Source organism: Leclercia sp. J807 (genome assembly GCF_009734465.1).
In the GTDB taxonomy this organism is placed as follows: Bacteria; Pseudomonadota; Gammaproteobacteria; order Enterobacterales; family Enterobacteriaceae; genus Enterobacter.
Genome location: NZ_CP046446.1, coordinates 416,754 through 441,989 on the forward strand (window position 1 = coordinate 416,754; position 25,236 = coordinate 441,989).

The 25,236-nt window shown below is 56.7% G+C and carries 24 protein-coding genes; 14 read left to right on the forward strand and 10 right to left on the reverse strand.

All coding sequences use genetic code 11. From position 1 onward, the window contains the following. Window positions 1-309 precede the first annotated feature (309 nt). From rpsF to GNG26_RS01965, 5 genes are all read left to right on the forward strand, one after another. A complete protein-coding gene (rpsF, locus tag GNG26_RS01945) occupies window positions 310-705 on the forward strand; it encodes a 30S ribosomal protein S6 (protein WP_103177986.1) in 396 nt (131 codons plus the stop codon). Window positions 706-711: 6 nt separating this feature from the next. After that, entirely contained in the window at window positions 712-1,026 is a 315-nt protein-coding gene (gene priB / locus GNG26_RS01950; RefSeq protein WP_103177987.1) for a primosomal replication protein N, read from the forward strand. A gap of 4 nt (window positions 1,027-1,030) precedes the next feature. After that, the gene (rpsR, locus tag GNG26_RS01955) at window positions 1,031-1,258 is read left to right on the forward strand and encodes a 30S ribosomal protein S18 (protein WP_000135199.1); all 228 of its coding nucleotides are present in this window, start codon (window positions 1,031-1,033) and stop codon (window positions 1,256-1,258) included. Between the two features lie 41 nt (window positions 1,259-1,299). Then, window positions 1,300-1,749 (forward strand): 50S ribosomal protein L9, encoded by a 450-nt coding sequence (rplI, locus tag GNG26_RS01960; RefSeq protein ID WP_103177988.1) that lies wholly within the window; start codon window positions 1,300-1,302, stop codon window positions 1,747-1,749. Between the two features lie 152 nt (window positions 1,750-1,901). Then, window positions 1,902-2,843: a DMT family transporter gene (locus tag GNG26_RS01965; RefSeq protein ID WP_103823013.1), complete on the forward strand. Its 942-nt coding sequence runs from the start codon at window positions 1,902-1,904 to the stop codon at window positions 2,841-2,843. Between the two features lie 23 nt (window positions 2,844-2,866). Here GNG26_RS01965 and GNG26_RS01970 read toward each other — a convergent pair whose 3' ends face one another. Beyond that, window positions 2,867-3,508, reverse strand: coding sequence for an OapA family protein (locus tag GNG26_RS01970; protein WP_114316074.1), 642 nt, complete (start codon window positions 3,506-3,508; stop codon window positions 2,867-2,869). A gap of 231 nt (window positions 3,509-3,739) precedes the next feature. Here GNG26_RS01970 and fklB point away from each other — a divergent pair, with 231 nt between their 5' ends. Then, the gene (gene fklB / locus GNG26_RS01975) at window positions 3,740-4,360 is read left to right on the forward strand and encodes an FKBP-type peptidyl-prolyl cis-trans isomerase (RefSeq protein ID WP_168191996.1); all 621 of its coding nucleotides are present in this window, start codon (window positions 3,740-3,742) and stop codon (window positions 4,358-4,360) included. A 308-nt stretch (window positions 4,361-4,668) separates the two neighbouring features. Beyond that, complete coding sequence (cycA, locus tag GNG26_RS01980; protein WP_156237609.1) at window positions 4,669-6,078, forward strand: D-serine/D-alanine/glycine transporter; 1,410 nt, start codon at window positions 4,669-4,671, stop codon at window positions 6,076-6,078. Window positions 6,079-6,168: 90 nt separating this feature from the next. Here the strand turns inward: cycA and ytfE are convergent, their stop codons facing one another. Continuing rightward, the gene (ytfE, locus tag GNG26_RS01985) at window positions 6,169-6,831 is read right to left on the reverse strand and encodes an iron-sulfur cluster repair protein YtfE (RefSeq protein ID WP_103823313.1); all 663 of its coding nucleotides are present in this window, start codon (window positions 6,829-6,831) and stop codon (window positions 6,169-6,171) included. A gap of 243 nt (window positions 6,832-7,074) precedes the next feature. On the opposite strand from ytfE, the gene GNG26_RS01990 reads away from it, so the two are divergent. Further along, on the forward strand, window positions 7,075-8,724 hold the full coding sequence (locus GNG26_RS01990; protein ID WP_103823016.1) for a methyl-accepting chemotaxis protein: 1,650 nt from the start codon (window positions 7,075-7,077) through the stop codon (window positions 8,722-8,724). 85 nt (window positions 8,725-8,809) lie between these two features. Here the strand turns inward: GNG26_RS01990 and GNG26_RS01995 are convergent, their stop codons facing one another. From GNG26_RS01995 to GNG26_RS02005, 3 genes are all read right to left on the reverse strand, one after another. Continuing rightward, window positions 8,810-9,775: a DMT family transporter gene (locus GNG26_RS01995; RefSeq protein WP_114388097.1), complete on the reverse strand. Its 966-nt coding sequence runs from the start codon at window positions 9,773-9,775 to the stop codon at window positions 8,810-8,812. A gap of 75 nt (window positions 9,776-9,850) precedes the next feature. Beyond that, complete coding sequence (locus tag GNG26_RS02000) at window positions 9,851-10,675, reverse strand: AraC family transcriptional regulator (RefSeq protein WP_103177996.1); 825 nt, start codon at window positions 10,673-10,675, stop codon at window positions 9,851-9,853. 81 nt (window positions 10,676-10,756) lie between these two features. Then, on the reverse strand, window positions 10,757-11,605 hold the full coding sequence (locus GNG26_RS02005; protein WP_156237611.1) for an SDR family oxidoreductase: 849 nt from the start codon (window positions 11,603-11,605) through the stop codon (window positions 10,757-10,759). A gap of 89 nt (window positions 11,606-11,694) precedes the next feature. Between GNG26_RS02005 and GNG26_RS02010 the strand changes: the two genes are divergently transcribed. Further along, window positions 11,695-12,075: a helix-turn-helix domain-containing protein gene (locus GNG26_RS02010; RefSeq protein ID WP_180210222.1), complete on the forward strand. Its 381-nt coding sequence runs from the start codon at window positions 11,695-11,697 to the stop codon at window positions 12,073-12,075. A 119-nt stretch (window positions 12,076-12,194) separates the two neighbouring features. Here GNG26_RS02010 and GNG26_RS02015 read toward each other — a convergent pair whose 3' ends face one another. Next, on the reverse strand, window positions 12,195-14,138 hold the full coding sequence (locus tag GNG26_RS02015; protein WP_156237615.1) for a bifunctional 2',3'-cyclic-nucleotide 2'-phosphodiesterase/3'-nucleotidase: 1,944 nt from the start codon (window positions 14,136-14,138) through the stop codon (window positions 12,195-12,197). A gap of 191 nt (window positions 14,139-14,329) precedes the next feature. On the opposite strand from GNG26_RS02015, the gene cysQ reads away from it, so the two are divergent. Continuing rightward, the gene (gene cysQ / locus GNG26_RS02020) at window positions 14,330-15,070 is read left to right on the forward strand and encodes a 3'(2'),5'-bisphosphate nucleotidase CysQ (protein ID WP_114316070.1); all 741 of its coding nucleotides are present in this window, start codon (window positions 14,330-14,332) and stop codon (window positions 15,068-15,070) included. Here the strand turns inward: cysQ and GNG26_RS02025 are convergent. Next, window positions 15,064-15,621, reverse strand: a complete 558-nt coding sequence (locus GNG26_RS02025; RefSeq protein WP_156237616.1) for a YtfJ family protein — start codon at window positions 15,619-15,621, stop codon at window positions 15,064-15,066. The two genes, cysQ and GNG26_RS02025, sit on opposite strands and share 7 nt — an antisense overlap. 329 nt (window positions 15,622-15,950) lie before the next feature. On the opposite strand from GNG26_RS02025, the gene GNG26_RS02030 reads away from it, so the two are divergent. Beyond that, window positions 15,951-16,157, forward strand: a complete 207-nt coding sequence (locus GNG26_RS02030) for a DUF1107 domain-containing protein (protein WP_032616223.1) — start codon at window positions 15,951-15,953, stop codon at window positions 16,155-16,157. Between the two features lie 58 nt (window positions 16,158-16,215). On the opposite strand, the gene GNG26_RS02035 is transcribed toward GNG26_RS02030, so the two are convergent. Together GNG26_RS02035 and msrA are read right to left on the reverse strand one after the other, a co-directional pair. Further along, window positions 16,216-17,553: a hemolysin family protein gene (locus tag GNG26_RS02035; RefSeq protein ID WP_103178002.1), complete on the reverse strand. Its 1,338-nt coding sequence runs from the start codon at window positions 17,551-17,553 to the stop codon at window positions 16,216-16,218. 188 nt (window positions 17,554-17,741) lie between these two features. Continuing rightward, window positions 17,742-18,383: a peptide-methionine (S)-S-oxide reductase MsrA gene (gene msrA / locus GNG26_RS02040; protein WP_103178003.1), complete on the reverse strand. Its 642-nt coding sequence runs from the start codon at window positions 18,381-18,383 to the stop codon at window positions 17,742-17,744. A 223-nt stretch (window positions 18,384-18,606) separates the two neighbouring features. Between msrA and tamA the strand changes: the two genes are divergently transcribed. Genes tamA through GNG26_RS02055 form a run of 3 tightly spaced genes read left to right on the forward strand, consistent with a single transcriptional unit; the run spans window position 18,607 to window position 24,460 of the window. Continuing rightward, the gene (gene tamA / locus GNG26_RS02045; protein WP_156237618.1) at window positions 18,607-20,340 is read left to right on the forward strand and encodes an autotransporter assembly complex protein TamA; all 1,734 of its coding nucleotides are present in this window, start codon (window positions 18,607-18,609) and stop codon (window positions 20,338-20,340) included. Then, on the forward strand, window positions 20,337-24,113 hold the full coding sequence (tamB, locus tag GNG26_RS02050; protein ID WP_156237620.1) for an autotransporter assembly complex protein TamB: 3,777 nt from the start codon (window positions 20,337-20,339) through the stop codon (window positions 24,111-24,113). Before tamA ends, tamB begins: the two co-directional genes overlap by 4 nt. 2 nt (window positions 24,114-24,115) lie before the next feature. Next, window positions 24,116-24,460 (forward strand): gamma-glutamylcyclotransferase, encoded by a 345-nt coding sequence (locus GNG26_RS02055; RefSeq protein ID WP_103823030.1) that lies wholly within the window; start codon window positions 24,116-24,118, stop codon window positions 24,458-24,460. Between the two features lie 146 nt (window positions 24,461-24,606). Here the strand turns inward: GNG26_RS02055 and ppa are convergent, their stop codons facing one another. Beyond that, window positions 24,607-25,134 (reverse strand): inorganic diphosphatase, encoded by a 528-nt coding sequence (gene ppa, locus GNG26_RS02060; RefSeq protein WP_103178006.1) that lies wholly within the window; start codon window positions 25,132-25,134, stop codon window positions 24,607-24,609. Between the last annotated feature and the right edge of the window lie 102 nt (window positions 25,135-25,236).

A 25,236-nucleotide genomic window follows, 5' to 3' on the forward strand; every position in this document is an offset into this window, starting at 1 on the left:
ATTCACGGCTGTCTTTTGTCCAGAGACAGGGTCTGATTAAAGTGTAAGCACGAATCTCGCAGGCTATGGCGACCATTTCTGATGCAGTTGTTCAAAAAATCGCCGCGATCGCCCGTGAGTAATGGTAAATCACCCACTTAGACCCGCTTTGCGCTTTGTGCGAATTATTTGCGCAATCAGCTTGAGTTTCGAAGGGTGCGCAAGTATTATGACGCGTCAATTTTTCAGCCGACCTTTAACACGTTCCTTGCCTCCCCGGGCCTCGGCTGACCCAGACAGGAGGCTGAATAATCCGTAAGGAGCAATTCGATGCGTCATTACGAAATCGTTTTTATGGTCCATCCTGACCAGAGCGAACAGGTTCCGGGTATGATCGAGCGCTACACTGGTGCAATCACTGCAGCAGAAGGCACGATCCACCGTCTGGAAGACTGGGGCCGTCGTCAGCTGGCTTATCCGATCAACAAACTGCACAAAGCTCACTACGTTCTGATGAACGTTGAAGCTCCGCAGGAAGCGATCGATGAGCTGGAAACTAACTTCCGCTTCAACGATGCCGTTATCCGCAGCATGGTTATGCGTACCAAAAACGCAGTGACCGAAGCATCTCCGATGGTTAAAGCGAAAGACGAGCGCCGTGAGCGTCGCGATGATTTCGCAAACGAAACCGCAGATGATTCTGATGCTGGGGATTCTGAAGAGTAATTTCTGATGACCAACCGTCTGGTGTTGTCCGGTACCGTGTGCAGGACCCCACTTCGCAAGGTCAGCCCATCAGGAATTCCTCACTGCCAGTTCGTGCTTGAGCATCGTTCAGTGCAGGAGGAAGCCGGGTTTAACCGGCAGGCGTGGTGCCAAATGCCCGTTATTATTAGCGGTCACGAAAACCAGGCCATTACTCACAGTATAACGGTCGGTAGCGCAGTAACGGTTCAGGGGTTCATCTCTTGCCACAAGGCAAAGAACGGCCTGAGCAAACTTGTTCTGCATGCCGAGCAGATTGATTTGATAGATTCTGGAGACTAGCCAAATGGCACGTTATTTCCGTCGTCGCAAGTTCTGCCGTTTCACCGCGGAAGGCGTTCAAGAGATCGACTATAAAGATATCGCAACGCTGAAAAACTACATCACCGAAAGCGGTAAGATTGTCCCAAGCCGTATCACCGGTACTCGTGCAAAATACCAGCGTCAGCTGGCTCGCGCTATCAAACGCGCTCGCTACCTGTCTCTGCTGCCGTACACTGATCGTCATCAGTAATCGGGCACGGTCCATTAATACGACTTTAAGAGGATAAGGTAATGCAAGTTATTCTGCTTGATAAAGTAGCAAACCTGGGCAGCCTGGGTGATCAGGTAAACGTTAAAGCGGGCTACGCTCGTAACTTCCTGGTTCCACAGGGTAAAGCTGTTCCTGCTACCAAGAAAAACGTAGAGTTTTTCGAAGCACGTCGTGCTGAACTGGAAGCCAAACTGGCTGACGTTCTGGCGGCTGCTAACGCTCGCGCTGAGAAAATCAACGCACTGGGCACCGTTACCATCGCGTCTAAATCTGGCGACGAAGGTAAACTGTTCGGTTCCATCGGTACTCGCGACATCGCTGACGCTGTAACTGCAGCTGGCGTTGACGTTGCTAAGAGCGAAGTTCGTCTGCCGAACGGCGTTCTGCGTACCACCGGTGAGCACGAAGTGGACTTCCAGGTTCACAGCGAAGTCTTCGCGAAACTGGTTGTTAACGTTGTTGCTGAGTAAGTAATTACTCTCACCACGTCGAAGCGCCGGCCTTGTGCCGGCGTTTTGCTTTTTAACGCGTCCTGTTCCCTTCTTTGTGACTTGTATGGTGGCTATTCCTTGCGCATTCCCTGATAATAAAATGAAACACTATTTTATCTTTGGGATTTTTCATGGATACCGCTCTGCCTGCACCGCTTTTCTCCCGTAAAAACATTGTGTTCGCCAGCGCTACGCTGTGCTGTCTGCTATGGGGTAGCTCCTATCCCGCGATCAAGAGTGGCTACGAACTCTTTCATATCGCCACCAACGATATTCCATCGAAAGTAGTCTTTGCGGGGTATCGCTTTGTTTTTGCTGGCCTGCTATTGCTGCTGCTCGCTTTGGCCCAGCGCAAGCCGATTGGTCGGCTCAGCCCGCGCCAGTTCGGGCAACTGACGATACTGGGCCTGACGCAGACCACAATCCAGTACACGTTCTTTTATATTGGTCTGGCATACACAACGGGCGCCAAAGGGTCGATCATGAACGCGACCGCTACCTTCTTCAGCGTTATGCTGGCGCACTTTATCTATCAGAACGACAAGATCAGCTACAACAAAGCCCTCGGTTGTATTCTCGGGTTTGCCGGGGTGATGATCGTGAACTTTAACAGCGGTTTGCAGGACTTCCACTTCGTCTGGAACGGGGATGGTTTTGTGGTGCTGGCGGCGTTTATTCTCTCTGCCGCCACGTTGTACGGTAAACGCATCTCTCAGACGGTGGATCCGATGGTGATGACGGGCTGGCAGCTGGCGATAGGTGGGGTGATGCTGGTGGTGGGAGGCTATATCACCGGCGGAACGCTGGCCGTTCCCAGCGTCAAAGCGGCGGCCATCCTGGGCTACCTGACTCTGCTCTCCTCGGTGGCGTTTGCACTGTGGAGTTTGCTACTGAAATATAACCGCGTCAGTATGATCGCCCCGTTCAACTTCTTAGTACCGGTGGCCGGAACCGTCCTTTCGGCCATTTTCCTCGGCGAAAATATCCTGGAGATCAAATACGTTGTGGCGCTGGTGCTGGTCTGCTCGGGGATCTGGTGGGTTAACAAAGTCAGTGAAAAGCAGGCCCGGTAAGCGTTACGCCACCGGGCGAACTGCTATCTGGCGCGGATGAAGCTGCCGTCAGACTGTCGGGTAAACAGCACCTGCTGGCCGTTGCCGCTGTCAATGGTCAGCCCTGTCACCACGCCGCTCGCATTCTGGCGGATCTGCACCATCTGGCCGTTTTGCAGGTTGCTTAACGGCTTGCCTGGTCCCTCAACCTGCGCCATGGCATAGACGTCGGTCGGCGGCAGGTTGTGATCGCGGAACAGCTGCGCCATCGTTTTGCCCGACTCTACACGGTAGGAACGCCACTGCTGTTCAATACCGGGAGGGGATTGCTGGGATTGTACCGGCGCGGCGGCCTGCTCCTGGGGCTGCTCTTCCTGAATCGGCTCCGGCTCAACAGGCGCGACCTGGCCGGGATCGTTAGAGGGTGACACCAGCTGCGTTTGCATCGGCTGTGAATCTGGCTGCGGCTGCGTCTGCGAACGGAAATCCAGTTCGGCATCACGACGCACGGGCGCTGTGGCGCTGTCGTCCGCGCCGCCTGGCAGCAGAAAACCGACAATCACCATCAGCGCACCGATAATAATGCCTCTGCGGTGCAGCGGCGGCAGCGGGTCCATGATGCGAAAGTTATCTGGCGCATGCCAGATTTTCGTCAGGGTAGGTTTTAGTTCAAATGGCCCGGGCATGGCTCTCCTCCTGCTCCGCGTCTTTTTTCCTGTCCCAAGAAGTATAGTTTGCTAACTGCCTGATGAGCGTAACAAAGCCAGCTTCCGTGACACGCATTCGGGAAAAATCCAGATAGCCTCTATTGTTTCCGTTTCGTCGTAATTTGTCATCTTTCCATAAGACAAAGTTTTACCGGATGGAAGGTGGCTGTTATGCTGCCCGCTACTTTAAATGTGATGGAAGGAAATCCCATGACCACCCCGACTTTTGACACAATCGAAGCGCAGGCAAGCTACGGCATTGGTTTGCAGGTAGGACAGCAGCTGAGCGAATCAGGTCTGCAGGGTCTGTTACCTGAAGCGCTGGTGGCGGGTATCGCCGATGCGCTGGAAGGTAAACAGCCAGCGGTTCCGGTAGATGTGGTTCACCGCGCGCTGCGTGAAATCCACGAACGTGCAGACGCTGTGCGTCGTGCCCGTTTCGAAGAGATGGCTGCGGCAGGCGAGAAATTCCTTGAAGAGAACCGTGAGCGCGAAGGCGTGAACAGCACCGAAACCGGTCTGCAGTTCCGCGTTATCACCCAGGGCGAAGGTCCAATCCCGGCGCGTACCGACCACGTTCGCGTGCACTACACCGGTAAACTGATTGACGGCACCGTATTCGACAGCTCTGTTGCCCGCGGCGAACCGGCAGAATTCCCGGTAAACGGCGTGATCCCAGGCTGGATCGAAGCCCTGACCCTGATGCCGGTTGGTTCTAAATGGGAGCTGACTATCCCACAGAACCTGGCCTACGGCGAGCGTGGCGCTGGCGCCTCTATTCCGCCATTCAGCACACTGGTCTTTGAAGTTGAGCTGCTGGAAATCCTGTAAGCGACCTCTCCTCTTCCTCTCCCCACCAGGGGAGAGGAAATTAGTTTAAAAACCTATAGTTACGCCCTAATCAACAGATTATCTTGCAAAAGGTCACAGTAAGTGTATTTTTGTGAGCTGTTTTGCGTGGCTTAAGTGATACGTCACTCAGTTTCAACATATTGTTAACATAATATTTAAATCAAAGTATTCATCCCGCCGATTCTTACCTAATATCGATGAGTCCTTAACCGGGCCGTCGCTTTTCGACGTAATAAAGGGCCAGAAGAGCCTAAACAACACAGGCAGTAACAACAGGAAAACATCACATGGTAGATCAGGTAAAAGTCGTTGCCGACGAAGAGGCACCGTCTGAACAATCGCTACGGCGAAATCTCACAAACCGTCATATTCAGCTTATCGCCATCGGCGGCGCTATCGGTACCGGGCTGTTTATGGGGTCAGGCAAAACCATCAGTCTTGCCGGGCCGTCGATCATTTTTGTCTATATGATCATCGGCTTTATGCTCTTTTTCGTGATGCGGGCAATGGGCGAGCTGCTGCTCTCGAATCTCGAATACAAATCCTTTAGCGACTTTGCCTCCGACCTTCTCGGGCCGTGGGCGGGCTACTTCACCGGCTGGACCTACTGGTTCTGCTGGGTGGTGACCGGGATGGCCGACGTCGTCGCCATTACGGCTTACGCGCAGTTCTGGTTCCCGGGCCTGTCGGACTGGGTGGCCTCGCTGGCGGTGATTATCCTGCTGCTGACCCTTAACCTCGCCACCGTAAAAATGTTCGGTGAGATGGAGTTCTGGTTCGCGATGATCAAAATCGTCGCCATTGTCGGCCTGATTGTGGTCGGCCTGGTGATGATCATGACCCACTTTACCTCTCCGAGCGGCGTGCAGGCCTCGTTCACCCATCTGTGGAATGACGGGGGCTGGTTCCCGAAAGGGCTGAGCGGATTCTTTGCCGGCTTCCAGATTGCGGTCTTCGCCTTTGTGGGGATTGAGCTGGTGGGCACCACCGCCGCCGAAACCAAAGACCCGGAGAAATCGCTGCCGCGCGCGATCAACTCTATTCCGATTCGTATCATCATGTTCTACGTCTTCGCGCTGATCGTGATTATGTCAGTGACGCCGTGGAGCTCCGTGGTACCCAGCAAGAGCCCGTTCGTTGAGCTGTTTGTGCTGGTCGGTTTACCGGCGGCGGCAAGCCTGATTAACTTCGTGGTGCTGACCTCTGCGGCCTCGTCTGCCAACAGCGGCGTGTTCTCCACCAGCCGTATGCTGTTTGGTCTGGCGCAGGAAGGGGTGGCACCGAGCGCATTCGCGAAGCTCTCTAAACGTGCGGTACCGGCGAAAGGGCTGACCTTCTCCTGTATCTGTCTGCTGGGCGGCGTGGTGATGCTCTACGTGAACCCAAGCGTGATTGGCGCGTTCACCATGATCACCACGGTTTCGGCGATCCTGTTCATGTTCGTCTGGACCATCATCCTCTGCTCGTACCTGGTGTACCGCAAACAGCGTCCGCACCTGCATGAAAAATCTATCTATAAGATGCCGTGGGGCAAGCTGATGTGCTGGGTCTGCATGGCCTTCTTCGTGTTTGTGCTGGTACTGCTGACGCTGGAAGAGGATACCCGTCAGGCGCTGATGGTCACGCCGCTGTGGTTTATCGCGCTGGGGCTGGGCTGGCTGTTTATCGGTAAAAAACGTATGGCTGGCATGCGTTAATTGTGTTGTGCCGGGTGGCGGCTGCGCCTTACCCGGCCTACGGTTCGTTGCTTTTGTAAGCCCGGTAAGCGCTAACGCTACCGGGCTTTTTTATTCCCCGGCCAGCGCCCGAGGGAACAGCACGTTATTCTCCAGACTGATGTGCTCCATCAGGTCGTCGATCATCTCGTTAATGCCATTGTACATCGCGCGCCAGGTGGTGCAGGCATCCGCAGGTGGGGTCACGTTATGGGTGATGTGCTTGATCACTTCAACCAGCTCACCGGCGTCGTCGTGCTCGCTTTCCATCACGCTAATCGGCCCCATCGCCTGGCTGCCCATTCCCTGTTTGATCATCGGGAACAGGATCTGCTCCTCTTTCATCATGTGGCTGGAGAGCTCCTCGTGCAGCAGGGTCAGGTTTTTCGCCAGGCCGCGCGGTACAGAGGCTTTTTCGGCATGAACGCGCTCAACTTTGGTGGCCTGCAGGATCAGCTCCGGCAGCTGTTCGCGGTGGCGATCGTGAAAGCGCACGATGATGTGATCGATGATTTCGGCCAGCGCCACGCTGCGCCAGTCTTTTTCCAGCGGCTGCTCGGCCAGCTTCGCCAGTTCTGCTTCGATGAGGTCCAGATCCAGTTCCTTACGCGACGCGGCACGCGCCAGGGTTTGTTTACCGCCGCAGCAGTAATCCATATCGTATTTACGAAACAGCGCCGAAGCGCGTGGGATGGAGAGCGCCAGCTCGCCTAAAGGTTGGTCGCGGAAGGCCATGGTCGTTACCTCATCGTTATTTGATAAGATGTATTTTAAATGCATCTTTTAGGCGAAGCTATAACCCTTTATAGGCAGGGTTAAAAAAGCGATACAGATCACAAAAAAATGCCGATTTAACTCTATGAATGGATTTAAAAAACGGGTTTCGAAACTTTTTAAAGGCACAGAGACGGTAAACAACCCGCTGCGCCTGCCGATAGATACAGGTCAGACAATACCTGCATATAAAAAAGGCAACGCATGTTTAAACGTATAAAAGTGATAACCCTTCTGATTTCGGTGCTGCTGGCGCTCGGGATCATGCAACTGATCTCCGCCGGCATTTTCATCAACGCGCTTAATAACGACAAAGAGAACTTCACCGTTTCCCAGGTCTCCAGCCAGAATGTGGCCGAGTTCACTGACGCGTGGATCAGCCTTAACCAGGCGCGCGTCACCCTCAACCGCGGCATGCTGCGCCTGCAAAGCAGCGTGGCTTCGCAGATTAACGGCGGGCAGTTGAATGAGCTGGTCAACACGGCAAAAAACCTGCTGGCAGACGCCCAGTCCCATTACGACAAATACTACGCGCTGCCGGAAACGCCGGGCCTGGATGAAAAACTCTCCAGCCAGCTGGAAGAGCAGTACCGCATCTACTCGGCCACCCTGACCCAGATGAACCTTCTGCTCTCCCAGGGCAACCTCGAAGATATGTTTAAGCAGAACGCCGAACAGAAGCAGACCGCAATGCAGAAAGTCTATCGTGAATGGCGCCAGGCTCAGGCAGCCCTTACCGATAAAGGCATCGAAGATAACGAAAGCGACTACAAACGCATCCTGTGGATCCTTTCAGGGATGATGCTTCTGGTGATCGCCGTGATTGTCTCCAGTTGGATCGCCATGCGCCGTGTGCTGCTGCTGCCGCTGCAGGAGGTCATCGATCATATTCGCGCTATCGCCGCGGGTGACCTGACACAGCCTGTTGACGTTCAGGGCAAAAACGAAATGGCGATGCTGGCCTATAACGTTCACGAGATGCAGAAGGCGCTGGCGAACACCGTAGGTGTGGTGCGCGAGGGCTCCGACACCATTTATACCGGCGCGGGCGAAATCTCCGCAGGCAGCAACGACCTCTCTTCCCGTACCGAGCAGCAGGCGGCCTCGCTGGAAGAGACCGCCGCCAGTATGGAACAGCTGACCGCCACCGTGAAGCAGAACGCCGATAACGCCCGTCAGGCGTCACGCCTGGCGCTGGATGCCTCAAGCACCGCGAAAAAAGGCGGAAACGTGGTGGAAGGGGTGGTGCGCACCATGGACGAAATCGCCAACAGTTCCAGCAAAATCGCCCAGATCACCAACGTGATTGACGGCATCGCCTTCCAGACCAACATCCTGGCGCTGAACGCGGCGGTAGAAGCGGCGCGTGCCGGGGAGCAGGGACGCGGATTTGCGGTGGTGGCAGGGGAAGTACGCACCCTGGCCCAGCGTAGCGCCCAGGCGGCGAAAGAGATCAAAGGGCTGATTGACGACTCGGGTGCCCGGGTCAGCGCCGGTTCTGCGCTGGTCAATGAGGCCGGGGAGACGATGGCAGAGATCGTCAGCGCCGTAACCCGCGTCACCGACATTATGGGCGAAATTGCGTCCGCCTCAGATGAGCAAAGCCGGGGTATCGATCAGGTCGGCCAGGCGGTTGCCGAGATGGATCGCGTGACCCAACAGAACGCCTCGCTGGTGGAGGAGTCTGCGGCGGCGGCGGCAGCGCTGGAAGAGCAGGCGGCACGCCTGAACGAGGCGGTGGCGGTATTTAAGATTGCGAAGGGCCCGGTGGCTAAGGCTGCGCCGGTGAAAACCTATGCTGCAAAAGCCAAACCGGTACAGGCGACGACCGACGCCAACTGGGAAACCTTCTGACAGAGGCCGGGTGGCGCTAACGCTTACCCGGCCTACGAAACGCATGACTTTGTAGGCCCGGCAAGCGCAACGCCGCCGGGCTTTTTCACGGCTGTGAAACCGGAATTACCCTCGGTTTTTCCGGTTTCGCACTCACCGCAATCACCACCCCCACCACCAGCAACACAATTCCCGTGCTGGTTAACAGCGGCGGCAGGCTCTGGCGCATCAGGAAGGTATAGAGCAGACCGGCCAGGGTTTCGAAGACAATCAGCGGCCCTAAGATCACCGTCGGTAATTTCTGGCTGGCGACGTTCCAGCACAGGGCGCCCACCCACGAGCAGCAGACGGCAATCGCCAGCATCAGCCCGAGAAAGACCCACGGGCGTGGCCCCAGTGGCAGGGCAAAGTCCGGCTGTTGCACGTTCAGCCATGCGCAGGCGGCAAGGTAGCCCAGTAACGAGACCGGCAGTGTCACCAGCGCCTGGGCGGTAGCCCACATCATCGGATGTTTGTCGGGGTTTTCCCGCAGCCAGCGGGCGTTACGCAGGGCGTACCATGCCCAGCAGACCACCGACACCGACGCCAGCAGGATCCCCGAAACATAGCGCCAGCCACTGCCTCCGGCCACGCCGTGACGCAGCTCGGCGATATTCACGCACACCAGCCCCAGCGCAATGGCAAACAGCCCCGGGAGCATCTTCGACCACGCCAGCTTACCATCGCGCTGGCTGTAGAGCAGGTTGGCGAACACCGGGATCACCACCGGCAGCGTGCCGATGATCATGGTCGACACCGGGGCCCCGGTACGCTGGATCGCGCTTGCCAGGCAGACGTAATAGATCAGGTTGCCCATCATCGTCAGCGACAGGGCGGTGAGCCAGTCCCGGCCTTTCAGCTGGCGTAACCGTGCCCGGCCGAGCCAGGCGATCGGCAGGGCGATCAGCCCAAGCGCCAGATAGCGCCCCATCGACTGTAGCGCCGCCGGGTATTCCGGGACGATCAGCGGCCCGACAAAAATCAGTCCCCACATTAACCCTGCAAGCAGGGCATACAACACGCCGCTAATCATTTTTCCCTTCCTCTGCTCTGAACCTGCTAGCAGTGTAGAAAGGCAACAGAGGGCGGTATTGTATGAGATTGCGCATTAGCGCTGCGTTACCTGTTTCTGGTAGCGCACCGGGGTAATGCCATAGCGACGGGTAAACGCCCGGGTCAGGTGCGACTGATCGGTCAGGCCCGTCGCGGCGGCCACCTCTGCCGCCGGGAGCCCCTGGGTGAGAAAGGCTTTGGCGCGCCACAGGCGGATCGCCATCAGCATCTGATGCGGTGTGACGTGAAAATGGGCTTTGAACTGGCGCTGGAAATGGTACGGGCTGAGCGACACCACCTGCGCCAGCTCATCGAGGGTCAGAGAGTGCATGTAGTTGTCATGCAGATAGTCGCGCACGCGCTCGAAGCGATGCGCCCCTTCTTTTGCGACCGGCGCATGACGCGCCAGCGGCTGGAAGGTATCAATCAGATCCAGCAGCAGGCCCTTTTGCGCCAGCGGATCGTCGGTGTGCCACAGGCCGTAGATCAGCTGACAGATCTGCTGCGAACGGCGGGGATCGTGGCGGGTGACGTCGCTGAACCACCAGTGGCGGATGCCTGTCACCTCCTCCAGCAGATCCGGCTCGAGATAGATCATCCGGTAGCGCCAGCCGTCGGCGGTTTCGGCCTCGCCGGTGTGCAGCTCGTCGGGATTCATCGTGACGACGGAGTGAACGGGGGCGACGTACTGCGTGCCGCGATAGCGGAAGCGTTCGGCACCGGCTTCTATGGCACCGATGCCGAAGGCCTCGTGAGTGTGGGGTTCAAAGGCGTAGCGGGAGATATGGGCATGATACAGCTCCACGCCCGGCACCTGCGCCAGATGGCGAAAGCGCGCGCTGTCTCTCTCATCGAAAAACTGTTCAGGTACGCCTTGCACGGTGAGCCTCCTCGCGGGTCAGAATGTCATTATCAGAGATGACCCGCAGGGATGCCACACTAATTAACCATGTTTTAACAATTACAGGATGTGCTTCACGCTCTCCGCAAGCGTGGTGGTCGGGCGGCCCAGCAGGGCGCTCAGGGTGCGGCTGTCATCAAACAGACCGCCTTTCGAGGCACCAATATCGGAGTCCGCCAGCATCTCCGCCAGACCTGCCGGTAGACCCACTCCCTTCAGCGCGGCGGCAAAATCGGCTTCGCTCAGGTTCTGATAGACCACGTTTTTACCGCTCTGGCGACTCAGCTCGGCAGCAAGCTCGCTTAATGTCCACGCCTGGTCGCCTGCCAGCTCATAAACTTTACCGGCATGACCCTCTTCGCTGATAACGCGGGCCGCAGCGGTGGCATAGTCGGCGCGGGTGGCGGAGGCGATTTTGCCTTCACCGGCCGCACCAATAAACACGCCGTGTTCCAGCGCAGGCGGGGCGCTGGCGAGGTAGTTTTCGGTGTACCAGCCGTTACGCAGCAGGGCATAAGGAATACCGGATTCTGCCAGCGCTTTTTCGGTGGCAACGTGCTCCACATGCAGGCCCAGCGGGGAGGTGTCGGCATGCAGCAGGCTGGTGTAGGCGATAAATTTCACGCCCGCCGCCTTCGCCGCGTTAATCACATTCTGATGCTGCGGCGCGCGCTGGCCCACTTCGCTGGAGGAGATCAGCAGCAGTTTATCCACGCCCGCGAGTGCAGCGGTGAAAGCAGCCTGGTCGGTATAATCGGCCTGACGCACGCTCACGCCCTGCCGGCTTAGCGCTTCGGCCTTCGCCGGGTTACGTACAATGGCGACCAGCTGGCTGGCCGGAACGGTTTTCAGCAGCTGTTCAATAACGAGTTGGCCAAGCTGGCCGGTAGCGCCTGTAATCGCGATCATGATGAATATCCTTCGTCTCGGGTGAATGTTGTGGCACACTATCACTCAAACTAACTTTTAGTAAGTACGTACAAAAAGGTAAGTATCTCATGGCAAACCCAACCCTCAGCGAGCAAATGCGCGACGGCAATCTCTTTGCCGAGCAGTGCCCCTCCCGGGATGTACTCAAGCATGTGACCAGCCGCTGGGGCGTGCTGATCCTGGTGGCGTTACGTCAGGGGACGCATCGCTTTAGCGATCTGCGCCGCAAGATGGGCGGGGTGAGCGAGAAGATGCTGGCCCAGTCGCTACAGGCGCTGGAGCAGGATGGCTTTGTCAATCGTGTGTCGTATCCGGTAGTGCCCCCGCACGTGGAGTACAGCCTGACCCCATTGGGGGAAGAGGTGAGTGAAAAGGTAGCGGCGCTGGCCGACTGGATCGAGCTGAATTTGCCCCAGGTGATGAGTAACCGGGATGAACGTGCGGCCTGATGCCGGGTGGCGGTTACGGGTTTTGTAGGCCCGGCAAGCGCAGCGCCGCCGGGCATTGTGCGGTCTGCTTGCCGGGTGGCGGCTGCGCCTTACCCGGCCTACGAAACGGCAACGTGCTTTTACCTGCTTAAATCTAACTGATAAATCGCAAATCCAATCTCATCGGTCGCGACCTGCTGTATCGGGTACTGCGCTTTCTCTTTGATAAACGCCGCCGCTTTTTCCGTTGGCGCGGTCTCAAAGCGGATATCCAGCTTCACATCGCTGTGAACAGGGGCCAGACGCCAGTTGTTGTCCGCTGCCGGATGGATTTCGCCGCTCTTCTTCGACTGCTCGCCAATCCACGTTGCCAGCACCGAACGGTTCTCATCCGGTGAAGCGAAGGCGATATGGCTGTCGCCGGTCCCGGCAAACTTACCGCCGTAAGCGCGGTAGTTGTTGGTCGCCACCAGGAAGGTCGCTTTCGGATCAATTGGCTTACCGTTAAAGGTCAGGTTTTTAATGCGTTCGGCCTGGGCATTCACCACCTGACACTCGCCGTCATATTTCGCCGGCTGGGAGACATCAATCTGGTACTCCACCCCGTCGATCACATCGAAGTTATAGGTGCGGAAACCGTCCCAGTTAATCAGCGACTGCGGTTTGGTGCTGGTCGGGTCGATCTGGTTAAACTGGCCCGCTGAGCACTCCAGCCACTCCTTCACCTCCTGGCCCGTGGCTTTGACCACCACCAGGGTATTGGGATAAAGATAGAGATCGGCGGCGTTCCGGAAGGTCAGCTGGCCTTTTTCGACTTCAACATAGCTGGCCGGATCGTTCTTGCGTCCACCCACTTTAAACGGCGCCGCAGCGGAGAGGACCGGCAGTTTCGCCAGATCCGGATCGCCCTGAATATAGCGCTCCACGTAGGCTTTCTGCGCCATATTCACCACCTGCACGGTAGGATCGTCCTGCACCAGCGCCAGGTAACTGTACATGTTGTCGGCGGATTTGCCGATGGGTTTGCTGACAAACTCGCGGGTGGCGTCGTGATCGTGCTTCAGCACCTCGACGATCTTTTTATCCTCGCCCACCAGCGCTTTTTTGGCGGCAAGATCGTAGATCGGGCGGGCTTCGGCTTTCGACTGGGTGACCTGCCATTTACCGCCGTCATTATTCAGCACCAGATCGACCACCCCAAGGTGATCCCCCCACATGCCCGGCATCACCGCGGGCACGCCGTTCAGGGTGCCTTTGGCAATGTCTGCCCCTTTAATGCTGGCGAAATCTTTGCCCGGGAAGACCGCATGGGCGTGGCCGAAGAGAATGGCGTCCACCCCTTTGACTTCGCTGAGGTAGTAGACCGAGTTTTCCGCCATCGCCTGGTATGGGTCGGCAGAGAGACCGGAGTGGGCTACCACCACCACCAGATCGGCGCCTTTCTCGCGCATCTCCGGCACATACTTGCGGGCGGTTTCGGTGATGTCGTTAACCGTCACTTTGCCGCTCAGGTTGGCCTTATCCCAGGTCATGATCTGCGGCGGGACAAAACCGATATAACCGATCTTCAGGGTCTGCGGTTTCCCGTCCTGATCGACCACGGTGGTCTCTTTGATCAGATAAGGGGTAAACAGCGGCTTCTGGGTCTTAACGTCGATGATATTGGCGTTAACGTACGGGAATTTGGCCCCTGAAAGCGCCATATGCAGATAGTCCAGCCCGTAGTTAAACTCATGGTTACCCAGGTTACCCACCGCGTAATCCAGGGTGTTCAGCGCCTTGTAGACCGGATGCACATCACCCTTTTTCAGACCTTTCGCCGCCATGTAATCCCCAAGCGGGCTACCCTGAATTAAGTCCCCGTTATCGACCAGGACGCTGTTTTTCACTTCGCTACGGGCTGCGTTAATCAGGCTTGCGGTACGCACCAGACCAAATTTTTCCGTCGGGGCGTCTTTGTAGTAGTCGAAGTCCATCATATTGCTGTGCAGGTCGGTGGTTTCCAGAATGCGGAGATCAACCGTCGCTGCCTGTACGCTCGCCGCAATCAGCGTCGCCAGGAGCGTTGCGCTAAACTTAATCATCAGAGGAGTCCTTTTATTCGATCCAGGCCACAAAAGAATATGTATCTATATTTTTTTGCTTACAGAATTGTGAATCCTGCCAGAAAAAAGGGCCCTGAAACCGGAATTGCTTCACAGATAGCGGATTTATTCACAATGCGATATAAATAAAACAAAGAGTTATACCCACTGTGATAACAAAGAGGTGGAGAATGTTAGATAAAATTTGTCAGCTCGCACGGGAAGCGGGCGAGGCCATTATGCAGGTCTACGATGGCAAGATCCCAATGGACACGATCCGTAAAATCGACGACTCCCCGGTGACCGCAGCCGATCTCGCGGCGCACGGGGTGATCCTGAAAGGCTTGCAGGCGTTAACGCCCGATATCCCTGTGCTTTCCGAAGAAGATCCCCAGCCCTGGGAGGAGCGTCAGCACTGGCAGCGTTACTGGCTGGTTGATCCGCTGGACGGCACCAAAGAGTTCCTCAAGCGTAACGGTGAATTCACGGTAAATATTGCCCTGATTGATAAAGGCAAAGCAGTGCTGGGGGTGGTCTACGCCCCGGTGCTGAAGGTAATGTACAGCGCCGCCGACGGCAAAGCGTGGAAAGAGGAGTGCGGCGTGCGCAACCCGATCCAGGTGCGTGACGCCCGGCCACCGCTGGTGGTGATCAGCCGCTCTCACTCGGATAACGAACTTGAGGAGTATCTGCATCAGCTGGGTGAGCACCAGACAACGTCGATCGGGTCATCGCTGAAGTTCTGCCTGGTGGCAGAAGGGCAGGCGCAGCTCTATCCCCGCTTTGGGCCAACCAACGTCTGGGATACGGCGGCAGGCCATGCCGTTGCCGCCGCCGCGGGGGCCCATGTTCACGACTGGCAGGGCAAGCCGCTCGACTATACCCCGCGGGAATCCTTCCTTAATCCAGGCTTCCGGGTCTCGCTTTACTGACCGACCAACTTATGCAGCAGGGCGACCACCTGCTGCACCTCCTCCTGGGTCAGCGCCCCGTCTTTCGCCCACTGCACTTTACCTTGCTTGTCCAGCACGACGACGGCTGAGCTCTCTTCTTCCAGCTGCCAGGCGCCGCGTGCCGCGCCGTTGCTGTCGACGATGAACTGTGACCATGGGTAGAGCTTTTTATTACTCTCCAGGCTGCTGCGCACGAACATGCCGGACCCCGGTATCGCATCATCGGTGTTTACTATGGTAGTGGTCTGATAAGTATCTTTTGGTAAATGTGCCGACTTGATCGCTTCAATCAGGGTTGCGTTTTTCTCTTTTGCCGAGGTGCGACCGGCAATATGTAGCACCACTCGCACTTTGCCAGGAAGCTGCGCGCTATTCCAGGTTTTGTAGCTAAACTCATTATTGTCGAGGATCAATTCTCCCCGGTCGGCAATGCCCACCGGTGGCACACGTTGTCCCTTCTCAAAATTATGTGCGGAAGCCATCAGTGGCAGCATCAGGCAGGCAGTTGCCAGGATGTTACGTAAGATCATAGTGTTTTCCTTTTTGTTTTATTAGCAGGTGATCCGACCACTTGGTCTGATGATTTAATCATAAGTGCGATCGCGGCGCTTTACCCGCAATCCCGGTGCCAGAGTGAGGGGGAACGCACATATCTGCACAAAAACGATGGCTTATACTGCCCGAAAGTTACGATTGCAAAGAATATTCTGATTATTTGTCATCAAAAGGTAAATAAACTTATGCAGACTGGGTATCACCATTTTTCTCGTCTATAGTCATTGGGCAACAAAATTTGCGCTCCAGAGGGTCGGCCCGATTGTGGTGCCGCAAGAGCGTATGATTCGCAGGAGATAATAGAATGAAAATTTTTCAACGCTACAATCCGCTTCAGGTAGCTAAATACGTAAAAATCCTGTTCCGTGGACGGTTGTATATCAAGGACGTTGGCGCTTTTGAGTTTGATAAGGGCAAGATCCTTGTCCCAAAAGTGAAGGATAAACAGCACTTTTCTGTGATGTCCGAAGTCAACCGTCAGGTTATGCGTCTGCAAACTGAGATGGCTTAACCAACGTGCTATGCAGTAAAAGAAACGGCTCCCGATGGGAGCCGTTGATGTTTCTGGTTTAGGCCGAGGCGTTCTCTTCAGCATCCGGCATTTTTGGCACGAGCACCGTCGGTTTGTTGTCGATGCGCGTCACCAGCAGCTGGTCGATGCGGTAGTTGTCGATATCCACCACCTCGAACTTATATCCCGAGAACTTCACCGAGTCGGTGCGTTTCGGGATTTTACGCAGCATAAACATCATAAAGCCGCCAATGGTCTCGTAGTTGCCCGACTGCGGGAACTCGTCGATGTCCAGCACGCGCATCACGTCGTCGATAGGCGTACCGCCGTCCACCAGCCATGAGTTCTCATCGCGCGCCACAATCTGCTCTTCCAGACCCTGACCCACCAGATCGCCCATCAGGGTGGTCATGACATCGTTCAGGGTGATGATCCCCACCACCAGCGCATATTCGTTCATGATCACCGCGAAATCTTCCCCGGCGGTTTTGAAACTTTCCAGCGCTTCGGAGAGCGTCAGGGTGTCCGGGACAATCAGGGTATTGCGGATCTGCACCCCGCTGTTCAGCGTCAGGCTCTGGTTCGCCAGCACGCGGTTCAGCAGATCTTTGGAGTCGACATAGCCGATGATGTGATCGATATCTTCATTACAGACCAGGAACTTGGAGTGCGGATGTTCCGCCACCTTTTTCTTCAGGCTCTGCTCATCTTCGTGCAGATCAAACCAGATCACGTTCTCACGTCCGGTCATGGATGACGGCACGGTACGGGATTCCAGCTCAAACACGTTCTCGATCAGCTCATGCTCCTGCTTACGCAGTACCCCCGCCAGCGCGCCGGCTTCGAATACCGCGTAGACATCGTCAGAGGTGATGTCATCTTTACGCACCATCGGCAGCTTAAACAGACGGAAAATGGTATTGGCCAGGCCGTTAAAGAACCACACCAGCGGGCGGAACACGAAGAGACAGAAGCGCATCGGGTTGATGATGCGCAAAGCCACAGCTTCTGGCGCAATCATACCGATGCGTTTCGGGGTCAAATCGGCAAAGAGAATGAACAGGCCAGTCACCAGCGAGAAGGAGAGAATGAAGCTCAGCTGCTCGGAAAGCTCAGGGGAGAAGTATCGGGAGAAAACGCTATGGAATGCGGGCGAGAATGCAGCATCACCCACAATACCGCCAAGAATGGCGACCGCATTGAGGCCGATTTGCACCACGGTAAAGAACATCCCCGGGTTTTCTTGCATTTTCAGGACGCGTTGGGCATTGAGATCGCCATCATCGGCGAGCAGTTTAAGTTTAATTTTACGGGATGCAGCCAGAGAGATTTCTGAAATAGAGAAAAATGCACTGACAGCGATGAGACAAAGTATTACTAAAATACTGTTTAACATATCTTATCCGGCTTCTCGCCAGATCCTCGGAGGGAAGTTGGTCATACAGGTGTGTAGATATTTTGAACACCGGTCCGAAGCGGTAGGCCGGTTATTTCGAGGGGTAGTATAGCGTAAACGGCTGTAAAGTCGCCAGAGATCGCATTTTGAGCCGGTTTTGCTCGTCAACAGGCAAAACCGGCTTACTGTTATGCCAGCTGCGGCGGCAGGCAGACACCAATGCCACCGATACCGCAGTAGCCGTACGGATTTTTATGCAGATACTGCTGGTGGTCATCTTCCGCATAATAGAACGGTAAGGCGTTGGTGATTTCGGTCGTCACCGGGCGATCGTCACCGGCGGCGTGCATCGCCTGCTGGAAGCGCGCCAGACTGTCGCGGGCGGCGGCATCCTGTTCCGGCGTGAGCGGGTAGATCGCCGAGCGGTACTGGGTGCCGTGGTCATTGCCCTGACGCATACCCTGCGCAGGATCGTGGTTTTCCCAGAATACCTGCAGCAGCTGTTCGTAGCTGACGACGTTCGGATCATATACTACGCGTACCGCCTCGGCGTGACCGGTCTGGCCGGAGCAGACTTCGCGGTAGGTTGGGTTCGGGGTATAGCCCCCGGTATAGCCTGCCGCGGTGCTGTAGACGCCCGGCAGTTGCCAGAAGAGGCGCTCCACGCCCCAGAAACAACCCATTGCGAACAGGGCAATTTCCATCCCTTCCGGAACGTTGGTCATAGAGTGGCCGTTGACGGCATGGAGAGTCGCGACAGGCATAGGGGTGTTACGTCCCGGTAATGCGTCCGCCTGAGCAACCAGGTGCTTTTTATCAAATAAACTCACGGTGTGGCCTCCGGGTGGGTGATGTTTGGGTTAAGGTTGTCACGACGCGTTTAATTGAACACAATAAATGCGGTGAATGAGTCTAGATTTAAACATAAGAAATATTAGGGTGTTTAACCATTTTTCAACCCGCGTATTGGGTTTTGGGCTTTTGCCGTGATTTGCTGCGGAGCGGCACTTCATATGCTTCCAGGGGTGGAAACAAGGATATTCAGGAGAAAACGTGCCAAAAATCCGCCAGTTATGTTTAGCCAGTCTCTTGCTGACAAGCGGAATCGCCAGCGCGGCGAACGTTCGTTTACAGGTTGAGGGGCTATCCGGGGCGCTGGAAAAAAACGTACGCGCACAGCTCTCCACTATTGAGAGCGACGAAGTGACGCCCGATCGTCGCTTTCGCGCCCGCGTGGACGACGCCATCCGCGGCGGTTTAAAAGCGCTCGGCTATTATGAGCCGACCATCGACTTCGAGCTGCGTCCACCGCCGGCCAAAGGGCGGCAGGTGTTGATTGCCCGCGTCAAGCCTGGGGTTCCGGTGCTCATCGGCGGCACGGACGTGGTGCTGCGCGGCGGCGCGCGTACCGATCAGGACTATCTTGAACTGCTTAAAACGCGGCCAAAGAACGGCACCGTGCTCAATCACAGCGACTATGACGGCTTCAAAAAAGATCTGACGAAGGTGGCGCTGCGCAAAGGCTACTTCGACAGCCAGTTCAATAAAAGTCAGCTCGGCATCGCCCTCGACCGCCATCAGGCGTTCTGGGATATCGACTACGACAGCGGGGAACGCTACCGCTTTGGTGATGTGACCTTCGAAGGGTCGCAGATCCGTGATGAGTATTTGCAGAATCTGATCCCTTTTAAAGAGGGCGACTATTACCAGTCGAAAGATCTGGCCGAGCTCAACCGCCGTCTGTCAGCCACCGGCTGGTTTAACTCCGTGGTGGTGGCCCCGGAGTTTGATAAAGCGCGACAGACCAAAGTGCTGCCGTTGCACGGCGTGGTATCGCCACGCACCGAGAACACCATTGAGACCGGGGTGGGCTACTCCACCGACGTCGGCCCGCGCGTAAAAGCGACGTGGAAAAAGCCGTGGATGAACTCCTACGGCCACAGCCTGACCAGCAACGTCACTCTCTCAGCCCCGGAACAGCAGCTCGATTTCAGCTATAAAATGCCGCTGCTGAAAAATCCGCTTGAGCAATATTACCTGGTGCAGGGCGGCTTTAAGCGTACCGATCTGAACGACACCGAAGCGGATTCCACGACCCTCGCCGTGTCGCGTTACTGGGATCTCTCCAGCGGCTGGCAGCGCGCCATCAACCTGCGCTGGAGCCTCGACCACTTTACCCAGGCCAATGTCACCAACACCACCATGCTGCTCTATCCGGGGGTGATGATCAGCCGGACCCGTTCCCGCGGTGGCCTGATGCCGGACTGGGGGGATTCCCAGCGCTATTCGATAGACTACTCCAATACCGCCTGGGGCTCGGATGTGGATTTCTCCGTGGTACAGGCGCAAAACGTCTGGATCCGCACCTTTTATGACCGCCATCGCTTTGTAGTGCGTGGCAACCTGGGCTGGATTGAAACCGGCGACTTTGAAAAAGTGCCGCCGGATCTGCGCTTCTTCGCCGGGGGCGATCGCAGCATTCGTGGCTACAAATACAAATCCATCGCGCCAAAAGATGACGACGGCAAGCTGATCGGGGCCTCGAAGCTGGCTACCGGCTCGCTGGAGTATCAGTACAACGTCACCGGAAAATGGTGGGGCGCGACCTTTATCGACAGCGGAGAAGCGGTGAGCGATATCCGCCGCAGCGACTTTAAAACCGGCGCAGGCGTCGGGGTGCGCTGGGAGTCACCGGTCGGGCCGATCAAGCTCGATTTCGCCGTGCCGGTGGGCGATAAAGATGAACACGGTTTACAGTTTTACATCGGTCTGGGGCCGGAATTATGAGTTTATGGAAGAAAATCAGCCTCGGCGTGTTGCTGTTTATCCTGCTGCTGCTGGCTGCGGTGGCCTTTCTGGTGGGCACCACCAGCGGGCTGCATCTGCTGTTTAAGGCGGCAGACCGCTGGGTACCGGGGCTGGAGATTGGTCAGGTCACCGGCGGCTGGCGCGACCTGCATCTGAAAAACGTTCGCTACGACCAGCCGGGCGTGGCGGTCAACGCCGGGGATCTGCATCTGGCGGTGAAGCTCGGCTGTCTGCGCGACAGCAGCCTGTGCATTAACGATCTGTCGTTAAAAGATGTCTTCGTGACGATAGATTCCAAAAAAATGCCGCAGTCGGAGCCCGTTGCCGAAGAGGAGAGCGGGCCGCTGGATCTCTCCACGCCATACCCGATATCGCTTAACCGGGTGGCGCTGAATAACATCAACGTCAAAATCGACGACACCACCGTGTCGGTGATGGATTTCACCTCCGGCCTGCGCTGGCAGGAGAAAAACCTGACCCTGACCCCGACTTCTCTGCAAGGGCTGCTGATTGCCCTGCCGAAAGTGGCGGAGGTGGCCCAGGAAGAGATTGTTGAGCCTAAAATTCAGAACCCGCAGCCGGAAGAGAAGCCGCTGGGCGAAACCCTGAAGGATCTCTTCTCGAAACCGGTCCTGCCGGAGATGACCGACGTTCACCTGCCGCTGAACCTTAATATTGAAGAGTTTAAGGGCGAGCAGCTGCGCCTCACCGGCGATACCGATCTGACGGTCTTCAACATGCTGCTGAAGGTGAGCAGCATCGACGGCAACATGAAGCTCGACGCGCTGGATATCGACACCAACCAGGGGAGCGTCAACGCCACCGGCAACGCCCTGTTGCGGGATAACTGGCCGGTGGATATCACTCTCAACAGCACCCTGAACATCGACCCGATCAAAGGCGAGAAGGTGAAGCTGAAGGTGGGCGGCGCCATGCGCGAACAGCTGGAGTTTGGCGTCAACCTCTCCGGCCCGGTAGATATGGTGCTGCGCGGCCAGACCCGGCTTGCAGAGGCGGGCCTGCCGCTCAACCTTGAGGTGGTGAGTGAGCAGCTCTACTGGCCATTTACCGGTGAGAAGCAGTACCAGGCCGATGACGTGAAGCTGAAGCTCACCGGCAAAATGACCGATTACACCCTGTCGTTCCGCACTGCGGTGAAAGGGGAGGGGCTACCTCCCGCAGGCATCACTCTGGATGCGAAGGGCAACGAACAGCAGATCAACCTCGACAAGCTGACGGTGGCCGCGCTGGAGGGCAAAACCGAGCTGAAGGCGCTGCTGGACTGGCAGAAGGCGATCAGCTGGCGCGGGGAGCTGAAGCTCACCGGGATCAACACCGCCAAAGAGGTGCCGGACTGGCCCTCGAAGCTCGACGGGCTGATTAAAACCCGCGGCAGTCTCTACGGCGGTAGCTGGCAGATGCAGGTGCCGGAGCTGAAAATCACCGGCAACGTGAAGCAGAACAAAGTGGATGTAAACGGCTCGCTGAAGGGCAACAGCTACCTGCAGTGGGTCATCCCGGGCCTGCACGTCGCGCTGGGGCGCAACACCGCCGATATTAAGGGCGAGCTGGGGGTGAAAGATCTCGATCTGGATGCCACCATCGACGCGCCGAATCTGGATAATGCCCTGCCGGGACTGGGCGGAACCGCGAAAGGGCTGCTGAAGGTGCGCGGCACGGTAGAAGCCCCGCAGCTGCTGGCTGATATCACCGCCAACGGCCTGCGCTGGCAGGATCTCACCATTGTCCGGGTGCGGGTGGATGGCGACGTGAAATCCACCGATCAGATCGCCGGGCACCTGAACCTGCGGGTCGATCGCATTTCCCAGCCGGGCCTCAACCTTAATCAGGTGACCCTGGAAGCCAAAGGCAGCGAGAAGCAGCACGATCTCCAGCTGCGCATTCAGGGTGAGCCGGTCTCCGGCCAGCTGCACCTGGCGGGCAGTTTTGACCGTCAGGAGACCCGCTGGAAAGGCACCCTGGATAACACCCGCTTCGCCACCCCGGTGGGACCGTGGTCGTTATCGCGCGCTATTGCCCTGGATTACCGCAACGCAGAACAGAAGATCAGTATCGGGCCGCACTGCTGGACCAACCCGAATGCCGAACTGTGCGTGCCGCAGACCATTGACGCAGGCGCAGAAGGGCGGGCGGTGGTCAACCTTAACCGCTTCGATCTGGCGATGCTTAAGCCGTTCATGCCAGACACTACGCAAGCAAGCGGCGTATTCAGCGGCAAGGCGGATGTCTCCTGGGATACCACCAAACCGGGGCTGCCGGAGGGCAACGTCACGCTCGCCGGGCGTAACGTGAAGGTGACGCAGGTGGTGAACGATGCGCCGCTGCCGCTGGCCTTCAGCACTCTTAATCTCACCGCCGATCTGCATAACAACCGCGCCGAGCTGGGCTGGCTGATCCGCCTCACCAACAACGGGCAGTTGGACGGCCAGATCCAGGTGACCGATCCGCAAGGACGGCGCAACCTGGGGGGCAACGTCAATATCCGCAACCTTAACCTGGCGATGGCGAATGCCATCTTCTCCCGCGGCGAGAAGGCGGCAGGCATGCTGAATGCCAACCTGCGGCTGGCGGGCAGCGCCCAGAGCCCGCAGCTGTTTGGTCAGATGCAGCTGAACGGGGTGGATATCGACGGCAACTTTATGCCGTTCGATATGCTGCCGAGCCAGCTGGCGATGAACTTTAACGGTATGAGCTCGACGCTTACGGGCACCGTGCGTACCCAGCAGGGGCAGATCAACCTCAGCGGCGATGCGGACTGGAGCCAGCTCGATAACTGGCGCGCCCGCGTGGCGGCCAAAGGCAGCAAGGTGCGGATCACCGTGCCGCCGATGGTGCGTTTAGACGTCTCGCCGGATGTGGTCTTTGAGGCCACGCCGCAGCTATTCACCCTTGATGGCCGCGTCGATGTACCGTGGGCTCGTATCGTGGTGCATGAACTGCCGGAAAGCGCGGTGGGCGTCTCCAGCGATGAGGTGATGCTCAACAACAACCTCCAGCCGGAGGAGCCACAGACCGCCTCTATCCCGATCAACAGCAACCTGATCGTACACGTGGGCAACAACGTGCGCCTGGATGCGTTTGGGCTGAAGGCCAGACTGACCGGCGATCTGAAAGTCGCGCAGGATAAACAGGGGCTGGGCCTGAATGGGCAGATCAACATTCCGGAAGGGCGTTTCCACGCCTACGGCCAGGATTTGATGGTGCGTAAAGGCGAACTGCTCTTCTCCGGCCCGCCGGATCAGCCGCTGCTGAATATCGAAGCGATCCGTAATCCGGAGGCCACCGAAAATGACGTGATCGCCGGGGTGCGCGTGACGGGCACCGCGGACGAACCGAAAGCGGAAATTTTCTCTGACCCGGCCATGTCCCAGCAGGAAGCGCTCTCATACCTGCTGCGCGGGCAGGGGCTGGACAGCAATCAGAGCGACAGCGCGGCGATGACCTCAATGTTAGTCGGTCTGGGGGTTGCACAAAGTGGTCAGGTTGTGGGTAAAATCGGCGAGACGTTTGGCGTAAGCAATCTGGCGCTGGATACCCAGGGGGTCGGCGACTCCTCTCAGGTGGTGGTCAGCGGCTATGTACTGCCGGGTCTGCAGGTGAAATATGGTGTGGGGATCTTTGACTCATTAGCAACTCTCACGTTACGCTATCGCCTGATGCCTAAGCTATATCTGGAAGCGGTGTCTGGCGTAGACCAGGCACTCGATCTGCTCTATCAGTTTGAGTTTTAGCAATGCGAATATTTGTCTACGGCAGTTTAAGAACCAAGCAAGGCAACAGCCACTGGATGACTAACGCCCAGTTGCTGGGGGATTACAGTATCGAGAACTACCAGCTGTACAGCCTGGGCCACTATCCAGGCGCCGTTCCGGGAGAAGGAGCAGTACACGGTGAGGTTTATCGTATTGATAATGCCACGCTGGCCGAACTTGATGCCTTGCGCACCAAAGGCGGGGAATACGCTCGCCGGTTAATCCAGACACCCTACGGCAGTGCATGGATGTACGTGTACCAACGTTCGGTGGAAGGTCTGACGCTGATTGAAAGCGGTAACTGGTTAGACAGAGACCAGTACTGATATGAATAACGCCACCTTTGGGTGGCGTTGTTTTTTCAGGCCGTACAGATTATGTAGGCCGGGTAAGGCGCAGCCGCCACCCGGCAACAGACCGCACAGATAAAAAAAGCCCCGACAAGTCGGGGCTTTTTTTCACACGTTAAGCATTACTTCTTAGCGCGTTCGAAGGAGGCAACGATTTCCGCTTTAGCGGCTTCTGCGTTGTCCCAGCCTTCCACTTTCACCCATTTGCCTTTCTCGAGATCTTTGTAGTGCTCGAAGAAGTGGGCGATCTGCGCTTTCAGCAGCTCTGGCAGGTCGTTCACATCTTTGATGTGATCGTACTCTTTGCTCAGCTTGGTGTGCGGTACCGCAACCAGCTTCGCATCTTCACCCGCTTCGTCGGTCATTTTCAGCACGCCAACCGGACGGCAGCGGATCACGGAGCCCGGCTGCAGGGGGTATGGCGTTGGGACCAGCACGTCTACCGGGTCACCGTCCAGAGACAGGGTGTGGTTGATGTAACCGTAGTTGCACGGATAGAACATCGCGGTAGACATGAAACGGTCAACGAACAGTGCGCCGGTGTCTTTGTCGATTTCGTATTTGATAGGATCAGCGTTCGCCGGGATTTCGATAACTACGTAGATGTCTTCCGGCAGTTCTTTACCCGCTGGGACGTTGAGTAAGCTCATGTCTGTGTCCTTTAAATGATTGGTAATCAAGTGGCGAGTATTATAGCCAACTGGCGCGGAATGTCTCCGCCTGTTTTCGCCGATCCCTGTTCCTCAAAACCA